The sequence below is a fragment of the Longimonas sp. genome, assembly GCF_040409695.1.
In the GTDB taxonomy this organism is placed as follows: Bacteria; Bacteroidota; Rhodothermia; order Rhodothermales; family Salinibacteraceae; genus Longimonas.
In genome coordinates this window covers 1-15913 of sequence record NZ_JARWGJ010000042.1, presented here as the reverse complement: position 1 = coordinate 15913, position 15913 = coordinate 1, and the positions used below count along the sequence as shown (strand labels likewise).

At 60.8% G+C, this 15913-nt stretch carries 13 protein-coding genes; 5 read left to right on the top strand and 8 right to left on the bottom strand.

Annotated elements, in window-relative coordinates; genetic code table 11:
- Positions 1–194 precede the first annotated feature (194 nt).
- Together PPP56_RS02335 and PPP56_RS02330 are read left to right on the top strand one after the other, a co-directional pair.
- Positions 195–1007, top strand: a complete 813-nt coding sequence (locus tag PPP56_RS02335; RefSeq protein ID WP_353562399.1) for an NRDE family protein — start codon at positions 195–197, stop codon at positions 1005–1007.
- A gap of 40 nt (positions 1008–1047) precedes the next feature.
- Positions 1048–2040 carry an NAD(P)H-quinone oxidoreductase gene (locus PPP56_RS02330; RefSeq protein WP_353562397.1) on the top strand — a complete coding sequence of 331 codons (993 nt, stop codon included), beginning with the start codon at positions 1048–1050 and terminating at the stop codon, positions 2038–2040.
- A gap of 134 nt (positions 2041–2174) precedes the next feature.
- On the opposite strand, the gene mdh is transcribed toward PPP56_RS02330, so the two are convergent.
- Positions 2175–3119, bottom strand: a complete 945-nt coding sequence (mdh, locus tag PPP56_RS02325; protein WP_353562395.1) for a malate dehydrogenase — start codon at positions 3117–3119, stop codon at positions 2175–2177.
- Positions 3120–3370: 251 nt separating this feature from the next.
- Here mdh and PPP56_RS02320 point away from each other — a divergent pair, with 251 nt between their 5' ends.
- A complete protein-coding gene (locus PPP56_RS02320) occupies positions 3371–5062 on the top strand; it encodes a DEDD exonuclease domain-containing protein (protein WP_353562393.1) in 1692 nt (563 codons plus the stop codon).
- A 381-nt stretch (positions 5063–5443) separates the two neighbouring features.
- On the opposite strand, the gene dapF is transcribed toward PPP56_RS02320, so the two are convergent.
- On the bottom strand, positions 5444–6298 hold the full coding sequence (gene dapF / locus PPP56_RS02315; RefSeq protein WP_353562391.1) for a diaminopimelate epimerase: 855 nt from the start codon (positions 6296–6298) through the stop codon (positions 5444–5446).
- Positions 6299–6390: 92 nt separating this feature from the next.
- Between dapF and PPP56_RS02310 the strand changes: the two genes are divergently transcribed.
- Both PPP56_RS02310 and PPP56_RS02305 read left to right on the top strand, forming a co-directional pair.
- Positions 6391–7341: a PhoH family protein gene (locus PPP56_RS02310; RefSeq protein ID WP_353562401.1), complete on the top strand. Its 951-nt coding sequence runs from the start codon at positions 6391–6393 to the stop codon at positions 7339–7341.
- Positions 7342–7468: 127 nt separating this feature from the next.
- Positions 7469–8788 (top strand): HD domain-containing protein, encoded by a 1320-nt coding sequence (locus PPP56_RS02305; RefSeq protein WP_353562389.1) that lies wholly within the window; start codon positions 7469–7471, stop codon positions 8786–8788.
- 414 nt (positions 8789–9202) lie between these two features.
- On the opposite strand, the gene PPP56_RS02300 is transcribed toward PPP56_RS02305, so the two are convergent.
- From PPP56_RS02300 to PPP56_RS02275, 6 genes are all read right to left on the bottom strand, one after another.
- Positions 9203–10144 carry a tetratricopeptide repeat protein gene (locus PPP56_RS02300; RefSeq protein ID WP_353562387.1) on the bottom strand — a complete coding sequence of 314 codons (942 nt, stop codon included), beginning with the start codon at positions 10142–10144 and terminating at the stop codon, positions 9203–9205.
- 222 nt (positions 10145–10366) lie between these two features.
- On the bottom strand, positions 10367–11965 hold the full coding sequence (gene pckA / locus PPP56_RS02295) for a phosphoenolpyruvate carboxykinase (ATP) (protein ID WP_353562385.1): 1599 nt from the start codon (positions 11963–11965) through the stop codon (positions 10367–10369).
- A gap of 256 nt (positions 11966–12221) precedes the next feature.
- Complete coding sequence (locus PPP56_RS02290; RefSeq protein ID WP_353562383.1) at positions 12222–12728, bottom strand: hypothetical protein; 507 nt, start codon at positions 12726–12728, stop codon at positions 12222–12224.
- A 105-nt stretch (positions 12729–12833) separates the two neighbouring features.
- Positions 12834–13463: an IMPACT family protein gene (locus PPP56_RS02285; protein ID WP_353562381.1), complete on the bottom strand. Its 630-nt coding sequence runs from the start codon at positions 13461–13463 to the stop codon at positions 12834–12836.
- 236 nt (positions 13464–13699) lie between these two features.
- Positions 13700–14497: a LytR/AlgR family response regulator transcription factor gene (locus PPP56_RS02280; RefSeq protein ID WP_353562379.1), complete on the bottom strand. Its 798-nt coding sequence runs from the start codon at positions 14495–14497 to the stop codon at positions 13700–13702.
- Positions 14475–15647 (bottom strand): sensor histidine kinase, encoded by a 1173-nt coding sequence (locus tag PPP56_RS02275; protein WP_353562377.1) that lies wholly within the window; start codon positions 15645–15647, stop codon positions 14475–14477. The genes PPP56_RS02280 and PPP56_RS02275 overlap by 23 nt, the downstream gene beginning before the upstream one ends.
- Between the last annotated feature and the right edge of the window lie 266 nt (positions 15648–15913).

Genomic DNA, 15913 nt, shown 5'->3' with positions numbered 1-15913 from the left:
ACGGTGGGCCGGAAGAGGCCGAGCGCGTACGTACCTGGCTCGATGCACGGCGCGACTCCCTCCGGATTCTACAGAGCCGTATGTACAGCGCAGGCCCAGATGCTCCGCTGCTATGGGGCATCTCCGTTCCGCCCGTCTCAGACCGTTAATCCCCTCTTATTTCCGTAACCTGCATAGCGAGCAACAACCTGCCTATGTGCCTGATTATTCTGGGTGTGGAAGCCCATCCCGATTATCCGCTTATCATGGCGAGTAACCGCGATGAGTTCTATGCGCGACCGACCCGTCCGGCCCGGTGGTGGCCGAGTGCGCCTCATATCTGTGCCGGACGCGACTTAAAAGCAGGCGGTACCTGGTGCGGTCTCACATGCGACGGGCGGTGGGCCGCGCTGACCAACGTCCGCAACCTGCACCGCACGTTTCCAGACGGCCCCACGCGCGGCACAGTTGTTACAGACTACCTGCGCGACGACACCGCCCCCGAGCACTACCTGTCGGCCTTGCGCCAGCTTACGCCACGTGCCCCGTTCAACTTGCTTTTCGGGCGCGGAAGTACGGCCTACTACATGGCTCACCCTGATCGTGACCCGCAGGCTGTAGAGCCTGGCTGGCACGGGCTAAGCAATGCCCATCTCGATACGCCGTGGCACAAAGTGAACCGGGGCAAGCAGCGCATCATCGACGCGATCGGCGCCACCGTGCATCCTGAGCACCTGCTCGATGCGCTCTATGACCACGTGCCGGCCCCAGACTCGCTCTTGCCCGACACCGGACTTCCCCCGGAAAAAGAGCGCCAGGTCTCGTCGATGTTTATTTCAGGGGAGGCGTACGGCACCCGCGCCTCCACCGTTATGCTGCAGCATCGGGGCGGGCGCTTCCTGTTTGCTGAGCGGCTCTACGTGTACGGACAAGAAGCTACCACGCGCACCTTTACGTGCGACCCGTCTGTGCCGGAGCCTGCCGATACAGCCCGCAGCGCACCAAACGACATGCTTCAGCCTGCGTAGCAATGGTAGCGTGATCTTCTCACAACGTGCTACCAGACCTATGGCTACCATGCGTGCTGTTGTTGTCGAAACCCCTGGCGATCCCGACGAGATGACGATCGGCTCCATTGAGCGTCCGGAGCCGGGTCCTCATGAGGTGCGCGTTCGCGTGCAGGCGACGGCGTTGAACCGGGCCGACACCTATCAGCGGCGCGGGCACTACCCACCGCCAGAAGGCGCGCCCGCCACGCTCGGGCTGGAGGCGGCAGGTGTTGTCGATGCCGTTGGCGACGCTGTTGTCGACTGGGCAGCGGGCGACCGGGTGTGTGCCCTGCTTGCAGGGGGCGGATATGCCGAGTACGCAGTCGTTCGGGCCGACCATCTCATTCCGGTGCCCGATGCGGTCGATATGACCCAAGCCGCGGCGCTACCCGAGGTGTTCCTGACGGCCTACCAGGCGCTCCACTGGCTGGCCGACCTGCAACAGGGCGAAACTGTGCTTATTCACGCAGGGGCCAGCGGCGTAGGTACCGCAGCCACGCAGCTGGCACGGCTGCAGAATGCCACCATCATTGTTACCGCTTCGAGGGCGAAACATCCAACCTGCCATGAGGTGGGCGCAGACCATGCCATCGATTACACCGAAGACGACTTTGCTGAGCGGGTACCCGCCATCACGCAGCAGCAAGGGGTCAACGTCGTGATCGACTTCGTGGGCGCGCCGTACTTCAACCGCAACATCGACGTGATGGCTACCGATGCACGCCTCGTTCAGCTGGCGACTATGGGCGGCAGTACGGTCAAAGAGATGTCGCTACGAGCGCTCATGGCCAAGCGCATTCACATTTACGCGTCGACCCTGCGCAGCCGGTCTGATGCGTACAAAGCCCAGCTCATCCGCGACTTTATGTCTGATGTCTACCCGCACTGGAGCGGCGGCACGGTAGCGCCGGTCATCGACTCGGTTATGGATTGGGCCGATGTCGTAGAGGCACACCGCCGTATGGAAGACAATGCCAACGCGGGCAAGATCGTGCTGCAGGTGGATGCATAGCGCTCGGAGCCCCGCGACAGCTCGCCGTCTAACAGAAACGCCCCCGCATCCTCCTGCAGCAGAAGCAGACAGATGCGGGGGCATGCAGCTCAATCGTGAGCCGGGTCGCATAGAGCAGAGGCCACGCCGCCTCGTTACTTGACCTCGCCCTCGTCGATGAGGCGCTGTAGCGTGTCGAGGTTGGCCTGCACATGCTCGGCCGACGTGTCGAGCAGAGCGCGCTCGTCATCGTTGAGCTCGACTTCGATGATCTCCTCAACACCACCGGCTCCCAGCACGATGGGCACGCCAATGAAGAACCCTTCCAGGTCGTATTCGCCGTCTACGTACGCGGCGGCGGGCAGCACGCGGCCATTGTCTTTGATGATCGCCTCAGTCATTTCCGCAGCGGCTGCGCCGGGGGCGTACCAGGCAGACGTTCCCATAAGGTCAACGATCTCGCCACCGCCGCCTTTGGTGCGCTCCACAATGGCATCGATGGTTTCGTCGTCGAGCCACTGGGGAAGGGGGATGCCGCCAATCGTGGTATACCGGGGCAGGGGCACCATCGTATCGCCGTGGCCGCCCATGAGAAGCGCCTGAATGTCGCGCACCGATACGCCGAGTTCGTTGGCGATGAATGCGCGGTAGCGCGCGGTGTCGAGCACACCGGCCATACCCATAACGCGCTCTGCGGGGAACCCACTGGCTTCATACGCGACGTAAGTCATTACGTCGAGCGGGTTCGACACCACGATGATCGTGGCATCTGGGCTATGCGCTACGAACTGCTCCGTTACGCTCTTTACAATGTTTGCGTTTTTGGCCAGCAGGTCGTCGCGGCTCATGCCCGGCTTGCGTGGCAGGCCCGCGGTGATGATGCAGACCTCGGAGTCGGCGGTGTCTTCGTAGTCGGTCGTACCCGTAATGTACGTATCAAAGCCGTGGATGGGGGACGACTCGACCATGTCGAGCGCTTTGCCCTGCGGCACACCGTCTTTGATGTCCACCATAACCACTTCTTGAACCATGTCTTTGCGAGCAACGCATTCGGCGACGGTTGCGCCTACGTTGCCAGCGCCAATAACTGTGACTTTCATAACACTGGGGAGTCTCTGAAAAGAAAGGGGATACAGACGCTTAAGTATAGCAGGGCCATACTGCTATTGTAGCCAATATTTCGCAAAAAGAAGGAGCGATGAGGCAACGCGCAGGCGCTTATCGGTTGTAGACCCTGTAAGCATTTGGTAAGTTACTCTCTCGCTGTTCCGGAGGCATTGGGTCTCGCCCAAGGCTTAACTGCCAACCGCCCCCAACCGTCGCCGCTGTTGTTCGCTGTTAACGCATCGCTATGTCCACCCTCGACCAGACCTGCTTCGTCGTCACCGATACCGAAACGACCGGCCCTAAAAAAGAGCGGGATCGGGTTATCGAGATTGGTGCGGTGAAGGTGCAGCACGGCGAGGTCGTCGAACGCTTTCAGTCGCTGGTTAACCCCGATCGCACCGTGCCCAAAAACATTCAGCGGCTCACGGGCATCAGCACCGCGATGGTGATGGATGCGCCTCCTATGGCCGATGTGATGCCTGCCTACCTCGACTTCCTGGACGATGGCGTGCTGGTCGCGCACAACCTGTCGTTTGACGAGCGTTTTTTGAATGCCGAACTGGGCCGGCTCGGGCGCAAACCGATTGAGAACCAGACGCTCTGCTCGCTGCGCCTGGCCCGTCGCCTGCTGCCCGGACTTAAGTCACGCGGGCTCTCGGCACTGTCGACCTTTTACAACGTGCGTGTGAACGGGCGGCATCGGGCTCTGGGGGATGCGGAGGCTACCGGGCGCATCTTGCTGCGCTTCTTGAACCAGTGTGCCTTTGAGCATGGCATCGACACGCTCGACGAGCTTATGCGCTTTCAAGGGCGTTCGTACCGTAACGTACGAAAGCCACCGGCGCATGTGGAGCGGCTGCGCAACGAGGTGTTGCCCGACATTCCCGATGCGCCTGGGGTCTACTTCTTCAAGGCTGGCAACGGTACCACGCTGTATATCGGCAAAGCCAAGCAGCTGGCGAACCGGGTACGCAACTACTTTACCGGGATCGAATCGAAGCCGGCGCGCACGCGCAAGCTGGTCAAGAAGGCGCGTACGGTCACGTGGCAGACGACCGACACCGAACTGGAGGCGCTTCTGTTAGAGTCGCGCCTCATCAAGGAGGAGAAGCCTACGTACAACCGGGCGCAGCGGCGCTACCGTCGTCGCCCCTTCCTCATGCTCAATCGCACCGAGGACTACCCGCAGCTGGGCTGGTCGTACCGGATGCAGGATCCGGAGGCGGCCTACTACGGGCCGGTACGCAACGCCGACCAGGCCGAGCTTATCATCGATATGGCTGCGCGGCTGTATCCGCTACGCGAGTGCGACGACGACACGCTCCGCCTCGGGCAGCGCTGCCTCTATGCCGACATGGATCGCTGCCTGGCTCCTTGCGAAGACGATGTAGATATGGCCTACACGGAGGCGGTCGACGCGCTCGAAACGTTCTTGCAGGGGCGTTCTACCGAGCTGCTCGACTACCTGCACACGCGGATGCAAGAGGCCTCGGAGCGACTTGATTTTGAGCGGGCCGCCCAGTTTCGCGATGGCCACGAAGCGGTTGAGCGGTTCGTGCGCCGGCAGCGCCTCTGGCAGGCGCCCATCCGCGAGCGTCAGGGCGTGATCTGGTATGTCGACGACGTGTCGGGCCGCGTGCACGGGCTCTGGGTGCATCATGGTCGCCTGCGCGGTACCACAACCTACGAGGCGGATACGGTGGCATCCCATAGAGACCGGGAAACACGTATCGACCTGGACGAGCCGATATCAACGTGGCTGGCTGCATCGGCAAACGGCGATGTATTCTCAAAGCGGGCCATCGACGAGATCCGGCTATGCATGCACTGGCTCTACCGAAAGCGTGACCGCGTTCAGGTCGTAACGTGGGATGGCGATAGAGACAGGTTCTACAGGCGTATACAACGGGCCTGGGCAGCGCTGCAGACCAACTGAGAAGGCAACTTGTGGCGCCTTCAGGCTGGATATATGCGGTGCTCTGCGGGGCGTGAAAAAACTTTTTAGGAATGCGTGTCCGGTTATGCAGGCGTATTGCGCTTGGTTAATTGGTCGGGGAGTCCTGCCCTGACCTCCACATTGCGCCGAGCCCTGCCGGACTCGGTAACGGTTTTGGCGCAACACGCGCAGTGCTTCCCACGGGGGACGGGGAAGCCTGCGCTTTTTTTGTTGGGCGACTGGTTTGTTTGGGGGCTATCCTTCTGGGAGCAATGCAGTCGTTATGCCAGATCCAGTGCCGCATTGCAGTCGGGTGTCGCATTGCAGGATCGCTCCTCTGCGGGGTAACGGAGCACGCGGAGTGGCTTCAGATGCAGCGACTCACCCTTGCGGCACATGCTCGAACGTGCCCTGATAGACGGCGCGCGCGGGGCCGTCGAGGTACCATGGGGCGGGCGCTTCCGGGTCAGAAGCTGGCCCGACCTCGAAAGTGCCCCCCGGGGTGTGCACAGTGACCGGTGCCGAAACGTGGCGCTGCTTCAGGGCTACGGCAGCCGTACCCACCACGCCCGTGCCACAGGCGAGCGTCTCCGCTTCCACGCCTTTCTCATACGTGCGCATACGCAGGGTCTGGTCGTCTTCGACATAGGCCAGGTTTACGTTCGTGCCTTCCGGGGCAAACGCCTCGTTGTGACGCACGGGCGGGGCTATCGTAGCGAGCGGCTGGTCGTCAAGGTGGTCTGTAAAGGCAACGACGTGCTCGGTGCCCGACCAGATCTGATGCCATGTTAGCGGGTGTTCGTGGGCGTCGTGAAGCGAGCAGTTGGCCTCGTAGCGCGAGGGCGCAGGCACCCACAGGCGAACAGGTGCATCGGCAGCGTCGGGCACATCGGCTGCGTAGCGTCCGGCGTCGGTCTCAAAGACGAGCCGCGAGTCGCCAATGCCCGCTTCGTAGGCGAAGCGCGCCAGGCAGCGGGCGCCGTTGCCACACATCGTGGCATGCGACCCGTCGGCGTTCACATAGCGCATCCGGAAGTCGGTGGTAGATGCATCCTCAGGGGCGACCGGGTCAAGGGCCAGGAGGCCGTCGGCTCCGATTCCACGCCGGCGGTCGCACCACCGGGCGGCCAGCTGCTGCAGCTCTGGATACGTGAACCGGTAGAAGCGGTTATCGAGCACAACAAAGTCGTTACCCGCTCCTTCCATTTTCGTAAACGATACAATCAGGTTAGGCATAGTGCAAACAAACACTGAAACGGTACATAATAGACGCTACGGGGCACAACCCCTCATTCGTAGTTTTCCTTAACTTGGCTCTCCCGCTGTCCTTGGCTGAGAAACGGTTTAGCATAAACGATACCGACCCGCTCCTTCTTTTCGGATTCAACGACCTTCACCTGCGCAAGGTTGAAGAGGCATTTCCTGATGCCTCGATAACAGCACGCGGGACGACCGTGTATGTTGAAGGCCCCGAGGATACGATCGATGTCGTGGAGGCGGTCTTCAAAGAGCTTATGGTGCTTTTGGAGCGCAACGACGCGCTGGCAGAAGAGGACGTTGATACCGTCCTTGCACTGGAGCAGTCCGATGGGGCTCCGCCTGCCGCGCCTACCGGTCCGAATACGGTGGTGCTTCACACGCCGTCGGGTGAGACGATCCAGCCGCGCACACCGAACCAGGCGCGCCTGGTCGAGACGGCACAGAAGAATGACGTTGTGTTTGCAATTGGTCCGGCAGGTACGGGGAAAACGTACATGGCGGTAGCGATGGCCGTAGCGGCCCTTCGCGAGCACCGCGTAAAGAAGATCGTGCTGGCGCGCCCGGCTGTAGAAGCAGGCGAGCAGCTCGGGTTTCTTCCGGGCGACTTTTACGAAAAGATCGATCCGTACCTGCAGCCGCTCTACGACGCGCTGGGCGATATGATGCCGCACGAGCAGCTGGCCGAGTACATCGAGACCAACCGGGTGGAGATTGTCCCGCTCGCGTACATGCGCGGCCGAACCATGAAGTCCGCCTTCGTCATCTTGGATGAGGCCCAGAATGCGACGACCCGTCAGATGAAGATGTTCTTGACGCGCCTGGGACCGAACAGCCGCACGATTGTAACGGGCGACGTGACACAGACCGATCTCAAGAACCGGAGCAAGAGCGGGCTCGTGCAGGTGCAGCACATCCTGGAGGGCATTGAGGGCATTGACTTTGTCTATCTTACGCCCAAAGACGTGGTGCGTCATCGCCTGGTGCGCGAGATTATCGCCGCGTACGAAGAGCATGAGTAGCGGACGCGCGACCGTCAGGGCCCGCTCGAAAGCGAGGGGTGGGCTCATGCCGCCATCGAGCCCGGCACGATGAGCCGGAGCGTTCGCTTTCCCCTTACCTGTTTTCCTCATCACGCACCCCATTTCTGTGTCTCTGTCTGCTCAGCAGCGCTTTAAGATCTTTTCGGATCCGGTACACGGGTTTATCTCGGTGCCAAAGAATCTGATTATGGATCTGATCCAGACGCCTGAGGTGCAGCGGCTGCGGCGCATTCGTCAGCTGGGGGTGGGGCATCTGGTGTTTCCGGGCGCCGAGCACACGCGGTTCAACCACGCCCTGGGTGCAATGGCGCTGATGCACGACGCGCTCACGAGCCTCTCAAACAAGGGCACGCCCATTGCACCGGAAGAGCATACCGCTGCGCTGGCTGCGGCGCTCTTGCACGACGTGGGGCACGGCGCGTTTTCGCATACGCTGGAGCACGAGCTGATACGCGACTTTCACCACGAGGAGATGAGCCGCGTGCTGCTGGTGCACTTGAACGAGCGCTTCGACGGGGCGCTCAGCACCGCAATAGAGATCTTCGACGGCACCCATGCGCGCCCGTGGATGCACCAGCTGGTGTCGAGTCAGCTCGACATGGATCGCCTTGACTATCTGCGGCGCGACGCGTTTTACACGGGCGTAGCTGAGGGGGAGGTGGGCGTGCAGCGCATCATCAAGACGCTGCGCGTGCATCCGCTGCAGGGCGCGGCGAACTCGCGCATTACCGTTGAGAGCAAAGGCATCTATGCGGTAGAGAACTTCTTGATCTCGCGGCGCCTGATGTACTGGCAGGTCTACCTGCATAAGACGGTGCTGGCCGGCGACCGCGTGCTGCACGCGGCGCTGCGGCGCGCGCGGCGTCACCTGCGTGCCGGATCGTCTGAAACCGACACGATCCGTGCGGGCAGTCGCAGCCTCTGCTTCTTTCTGGAGCACGACATCACCGCCGACCAGCTGGATACCGATACGGTGCGCACCCACTACTGCCAGCTCGACGATACCGACGTGCTCTTCAGCCTCAAGCAGTGGATGGAGTCCGACGACCCCGTGCTGGCGGATCTGGCGCGGCGGTTCATCAACCGCGACTTCTTCCGGGTCACCTTTCTGGGGGATGCGCCGGCCGATGCCGACAGAGCAGCCTGGCGGGCGACCGTGCGCGACTGGCTGCTTCGTGAAGGGCTGTCGACCCCCGCGACCGCCGCCGATGACCTGCCGTTCTATCTCCACGTTGACCGCTCGCGCCACGCGGCCTACGCCACCAATCACGACCCCATCGCAATTCTGGATCGCTCGGGTGCGCTGCGTGAGCTCTCGCAGATGGCCGATACCGCCTCCATCGCTGAACTAAACGACACCGTGGTAAAGCCCTACGTGTCGTATCCGAAGTCGGCGGGGGTAGACGTTGGGGCGGTTTCGGAGTAAGCCGGAGCCATGCCAGCCCCTTCGTGCTCCGGCATGCTTGAATGCTGAAGCTGGTAGTGGATAAACGCTAAATGACAGGATGATCAAGCACCGCGGTTTTGTCTTGCTTTAATCCCCTCTCCCTTATTCCGCTTCGCTCCATCAGTCGCCCTGCGGGCTCGTGTCGGGTTTCTCCCCCTTAGCCAAGGGGGAGATGTCCACAGGATCACACCTTCGGCGAAGCTCGAAGACAGAGGGGGTTTGAGCAGGTTGCGATGATGTAAACCACATGTCAATCACTTAACATCTTCCCGCTACCCTGAAGCTGAATGCTGAGAGGCAGGCAGCCGCGCATTTCCCCTTCATCCTGCCGAGGAAGGGCCCACCGGATGCCCTCGCGGGGCTCCCCGGTTTCCCTATACAACCACAGTCAGTTTACTCACCTGAATCTGCAGGCCTGACGGCTGGATCTGAACCAGGGAGCGCTTCATGCAACATGGCCTCGGCGCGGGCACGTTGCTCCTCGTTCATGCGACTCTTCAGCTGGAGCAGAGCGTCTTGGACGCCTTCAGCGACATCCGTTCCGCAGCATGTGTTTGCGGCCGCACGCGACAGCCAGACGTATGCCTGTACATCGTCTTGAGGCAAGCCTTTGCCTTGCATATACCAATCTGCAAGACGAATCTGGGCGCGTCTGTAGCCCTGCGTCGCAGCCTCTCGCCACCAGATAGCTGCGGTAGCGTGGCTCTGCTCAACCCCTCGGCCGGTGCAGTAGTGCATCCCCAGTTTATACTGTGCTTCCGCCAGTCCGGCTCCTGCTGCTTCCTGGTACAGCTGCACCGCCATGAACTGCACCGTCATATCGTCATGCGCGTCGCTGAAGCAGGCGTCTCCCGTCAGCATGGTAGCCATGCCATACTGGCCTTCGGGAAGGCCGCGCCTGGCGCTGGCACGGTAGTACTCATAGGCCCGTTCGCAGTCGCGACCTATAGAGCCGCCAGTGCTGTACAGCACCGCCAGGTTGTTGTAGGCACGCGCAACGGGGTCATAAGGCGTATTCTCCGGCGGGTTGTCCATGTCGTGCTCCAGGACACGATAGTACCAGGAGTAGGCAGCGTCATCATTCTTCGGGACTCCGCTCCCCGTCTGGTGCAAATACCCCATTCGGTACTGCGCATGGGCGCTCCCGTCTTCAGCAAGCAGTTCAAAGATCTGGTGTGCCTGTTCATAGTTCTCAGCGGCCAGCGCCTCCTCGCCTTCATGAATTGACTGCGCCTCTGCGACATGGGGGGGAAGCAGGGCCCATCCGATGACTACAGCGTTCAGGGATGCGAAAAGTGCTACGTAGCGCAAGGAGGGAAAGAACAGACAGGGCATCGTTTAGAGTCGAATCAGAATAGAGTGTACGGCGGCAAATCGGGCAGCCAAGACATGCGCCACCGCTTTTGGAACTGAAAAATACGCAAATGGAAGATACGAGGACGTTCTCACTTGTGCAAGGTGCTCAACCGAAAACGCAGCCGAAGTCCTGCATCGGACTCCGGCTGCGCGGTGTGGTATGCACTGTGGGGGTGCGCCGTGTTCGCTACAGCGCGTGTGTTACGCGATGCTCTTGGGGCTGGGCCCGGCCGCGGCAATCTCCTCGCCAGCGATGTCGGCATACTGCTCGAAGTGCTCGGCGAAGAGCCCGGTGAGCTTCTCGGCCTGCTTGTCGTAGGCGGCCTTGTCATCCCACGTGTTGCGGGGGATGAGGATCTCGTCGGGTACGTTCGGGCACGTGGTCGGTACGTTGAACCCGAAGGTCGGGTCGGGCTGCATATCGGATGCTGCCAGCGACCCGTCGTGGATCGCGTCGATAATGGCGCGCGTGTACTTCAGCGGCACGCGGTGGCCGGTGCCGTACGGACCGCCTGTGATGCCGGTGTTTACGAGCCAGGCTTCGGCGTTGTGGGCACGCATCTTCTCGGCCAGCATCTCCGCGTACTTGCTTGGGTGCCAGACGAGGAACGCGGCGCCAAAGCAGGCGCTGAACGTGGCTTTGGGTTCGGTAACGCCCATCTCGGTGCCTGCTACCTTGGCAGTATACCCGCTGATAAAGTGGTACATGGCCTGCTCGGGCGTCAGCTTGCTCACGGGCGGCATTACGCCGAACGCGTCGTACGTCAGGAAGATGATGTTGTCAGGGTGATCGCCCACCGACGGAATCTTGACGTTGGGGATGTACTCCAGCGGATACGAGGCGCGGGTATTCTGCGTGATGGAGGTGTCGTCGTAGTCGACCTCGCGCGTTTCTTCGTCGAAGACCACGTTCTCCAGCAGCGTGCCGTAGCGGATGGCGTTGTAGATCTCCGGCTCGCTCTCGGGTGTAAGTCCGATCGCCTTGGCATAGCAGCCGCCCTCGATATTGAAGACGCCGTCATCGCTCCAGCAGTGCTCATCGTCGCCAATGAGGCGGCGGTTGGCATCTGCCGAAAGGGTTGTTTTACCGGTGCCGCTGAGGCCGAAGAAGAGCGTTACGTCCTCTTCTTCAATACCCTCGTTCGCCGAGCAGTGCATGGAGAGCACGTCGCGCTTGGGCATGAGATAGTGCATGACGGTGAAGACGCCTTTCTTCATCTCGCCTGCGTACTCGGTGCCCAGAATCACCATCTCGTTGTCTTCGAACGAGAGGTCGACGCTCGTTTTCGAGCTCATGTGCTTGGTCTGGCGGTTAGCCGGAAACTCCCCCGAGTTGTAGATGACAAAGTCCGGCTCCCCGAAGTCCGCGAGCTCCTCCTGGGTCGGGCGGATGAGCATGTTGTGCATAAACAGCGCGTGGTACGGACGCGAACAGATGATGCGCACCTTGAGCTGATGCTGCGGGTCCCAGCCAGCAAATCCGTCGATGACATAGAGGCGCTCGCGCGTGTTGAGGTAATCCTGGGCGCGCTCGCGGTTGATCTCGAAGGTTTCGGCATCGATCTCCATGTTGATCGGCCCCCACCAGATGTCGTCGGCGCTCTCGGGGTGTTTCACGATGCGTTTGTCAGCAGGGCTGCGGCCGGTTTTCTCGCCCGAGCGGATGGTCAGCGCACCGGTATTAGCGATGGCGGCTGTCGGGTCGAGCTGGATGGCTTCTTCGTAGAGGCGCGCCGGGTCGGCGTTGCGTAGAATTGTGCCAACATCTATACCGTACTGCTTGAGATTGATATCAGACATAACAATGGGGCGATTGGGAAAGAGGATGGACAGACAAAACCGACAGACAAAACCGGTTGGTTGGGCGCAGAAGCAGAATGTTGCCTGCATCTACATGCTACGTGATAGATCGCTCGTCTGCAAGGTGGGGAACAGGACAAACGAACGACAGGAATTGGAGGGAGGTGTTCGTGGGGAAGACCACCACATGGCACGAGCCTGGGGCGAATGAGAAAGGCCGGTTGCGTGCCCCGACGGGTTGGTGTTCGCGGCAGGGTTAGTGGCCTACAGCCTCTTGAAGCAAGGCGTAGTGGGCGGGCAGAGGAGACAGGTCGAGCAGGTAGGAGCCAACGCGTACCTCGGCACCGCTGGCGTCCATTAGCAGGGTGCGTAGCTCGCGGGAGGCCAGAATGGCGTTTTCCTCGGTGAGCATGCTCGGGGTGCGTTCGGCGTTTACGGTGTTCACATCAGGCGTTTCGTATGTGGAAGCGCCTATCTCAAACGTGGCATGGCTGGCTCGCGCCAGCGACCAGTCATCGGCAGTGGTGCGCAGGAGAATGCTCCAGCTTCCCCCTACATACGACATGGCCACCCAGGCGCGATTGAGGGCAGGGGTGCCGTTTTCCCTGATCAGGACCGGTACGTAGTCCGTTTGCAGGTGCCGGTTGCCTGTATGCTCATTTACTGTATCGACGGCAAGGCTTTGAGCCGTGCTTGCAGGGGGCAGGCCGGTTATGCTGAGAACGCCGATGACAGCGACGAGCAGATAGCGAAGAGAGCGCATGGACGTACAGGCATCGATGAACGAGAGTGTGCTGAACGCGATTATGCACCAGGTATGAAGACGAGATGTGCGGTAGAGGTCGAAGGCATTCAGAACGGCAATGTTTCAGTCTGCAGTGTCCGGTTTCTCCGGGGCGGGCACGATGGTCGCGCGTCCCCCCAGCGCATTGGTCATGGCCTCCACAAAGTCGTCGACGCGTGAGGGGCGTAGCCCGATGACCCAGTGGGTGACGTCGGTATACGACTCGTTGAGACGCGCCGTGTCGAACTGGCGGAGGACCTGTTCGGCCGGGATGGTATCGTCGTACTGAAACGTTACGGCGACAGGAACGCGGATCACGGTTTCTTTGGTGGCAGCCGCATCAAGCGCACCAGAGGCGGCATCGCCGTAAGCCCGAATCAGTCCGCCCGTGCCGAGTTTGGTGCCGCCGTAGTACCGCGTAACCACGACGAGCGTGTTCGTGAGATCGCGCGCATCGATCTGCTGCAGGATGGGCGGCCCAGCGGTGCCCGACGGCTCGCCGTCGTCGTCGTACCGGAAGGTATCGCCGGTGGGGCCTACGCGATATGCGGTGCAGTGGTGGGTGGCCTGGTGCTCGCGGGCGCGCACAGATTCGATCTGGGCGTCGGCTGCGGCGGCGTCTTCGACAGGATACGCTTCTGCGATGAAGCGAGAGCCCTTCCGTTTAAGCTCGGTGTGCACGGCTTTGCGAAGCGTGCGATAGGAGTCGACCATGTAGAAGCTGTTTTGATTTCTTAATTTGGGCTCCGAGCGGCTCCGCTGGGCTGCAAATTGCCCCCAATTTCAGCCCGTAGCCCCGGCTACGAATCTCTATCGAGGTCCAATTTTCGCCTCAGCAGCGCTCGCTCTCACCGGCAAACCAAAACCCAAACAGCTTCGTAGGCGCATGCAGGCGGGTGACCTGGCAGAAGAATGGAGAACAGAGCAGAACAGAGCGGTGCAAAGCAGGGCTACGTCGTGAGTCCGAAGCGCTCTTCGAACGCGTCGCGTCGGCTGCGGCTTACGCGCAGGCGTTTCCCAGATTCGAGGCGCACCATGTAGCGATCGTCGTGGTTGGGGAGGACGGCCTCCACGTCGTCGAGGTTGACGATGGTGGAGCGGTGGATGCGGCAGAACTGTTTCGGATTGAGCTGCTCTTCGAGCACCTTCATGCGTTCGCGAATCAGGTACGTATCACCGTTTCGCAGATGCAGACGCACGTACGGGCCGTCGGCTGCGAAGAAAGTGATGTTCGGCACGGTTACGATGCGTACTTCGTTGCGTGTGCGCACCGGGATGCGCTGCAGATACGCGTCGTGGTCGGACGTCAGGTCAGGACGGGCAGCGCTAAGCAGGCGTTCGAGCTGATGCTCAAGCTGATCGGTCGAGCGCATCTGCACCTGATCGATCGCCCGGTCGAGTGCTTCGTGGAAACGCTCGTCCTCAAACGGTTTGAGCAGGTAGTCGAGAGCAGCCAGCTCGAAGGCCTTCAGAGCATGCTGGTCGTATGCCGTCACGAAGATAGTAACCGGCATGTTGTCGATGCCAATGGCATCGACAACCTCAATGCCGGTGCAGTCGGGCATCTGCACGTCGAGGAAGACCACGTCGGGGGCATGGGTGCGAATTGCCTTTATGGCGGCCCGGCCGTTGTCGCAGACCTGAACGTCGCCGACATCGTTGCGGGCGTCGAGCAGGTCGGTGAGGCGCCGCTGAGCGGGCGGTTCATCGTCGACAACAAGGACGTCAAGCTGGAGTGAGTTCGTCATGAGCAACGGAGACTGGTTCGTCAAAACTGGCTTGGGTGTGGTAGGGAAGCGTGAGTTCAGCGCGTACACCGCCTTCGCTTCCGGTGGTGAGCGTAAGTGAGGCCGCGTCGCCGTACATCTGCTCAAGGCGCGAGCGAACGTTGTTGAGCCCTACGCCTTTAGGCAAAGCATCAGACAGCGCTGTGCCGGGGCCATTGTCTTCAACGGCAAGCAGCAGCGTGTCGTTGGTGCGGTGCGCTTCAATGCGCACCCAGCCGGGACTGGAGCGCTGGGTGACGCCGTGTTTGATGGCGTTCTCGACAATAGGTTGCAGGATCATGTCGGGTACCATTGCGTCGAGCACGCTGCTGTCTACATCGCGCCGAATGCTGAGGCGATGCTCGAACCGCACCTGCATAATGGCCAGGTAGTCATCGAGCACGTCAAGTTCGCGTGCCAGCGTAACCTCTTGCACGCCGTCGTGGTCGAGCGTGTGGCGGAGCAGCGCGCTCAGCCGTGCTACCATCTTGCGCACACCCGAGGGGTTTCGTTCCACCATGCTTGAAATAGCGTGAAGCGTGTTGAACAGGAAGTGGGGATTGATCTGCATGCGCAGGGCATCGAGCCGGGCCTCGGTGAGCTGGGCCTGCAGGCGGGCCGCCTGCATCTGGCGCTCCTGGAACCGGCGGTAGTAATCGCGCGCAAACCCCACAGCGAGCACAGCTGAGTAGATGATCAGCTCCCAAAGAAAGCCCAATCGGGCAATGTCGTAAAAAGCACTTACAGCGACCGACGAAAAGGCTTCGCGCTCCTCAACGGGCTGCAAGGCGTACTGGTACACAATGTTGCTGTATGCATCCATCGCAGTAGCAATGCCCACAGCAGTTAACAGATGGAGCGCGATGCGCCGAAGCGACCGGGCCGGGCCGAGCCCCGAGTAGCTGGAGAGCCAGAACACAAGCGGGGTAATCGCGGCCCACATCAGATAGATCGACATGCGCCAGAATACGTCAGACGGGCCCGTAATAGGAGGCCGGGCCGAGCGTTCGGGGTCAATGAAGAGACGCCCCACGACCAGCGAAGCAAAGACGAGCCAGACAGCCAGAATAACCGCAAACTCCATCCAGGTCGACCAGCGGCGATGGGTGCCTAAAGAGGCTGAAGGATCCATAAAAAAACGTAATGAACGGTATGCAGTTAACTAAGGCAAATGAATACGGCAACAGGATGTGCCTGGTCATCAACATAGCCCAATCGCCACCCAGGTAAAGGTGTTCGGGCACTCAAATGTATCATACTTGATACGGGAGCGCATATTCCATTGCAACCCTCCTTTTCATTACGCCGCATGCGAAGTCTGTGACAGCAGATGTAACTGAATACGGTGCACGTCATTGTATAAGTCACCATGCTAAGCCGCAATACAGCCGCAATACA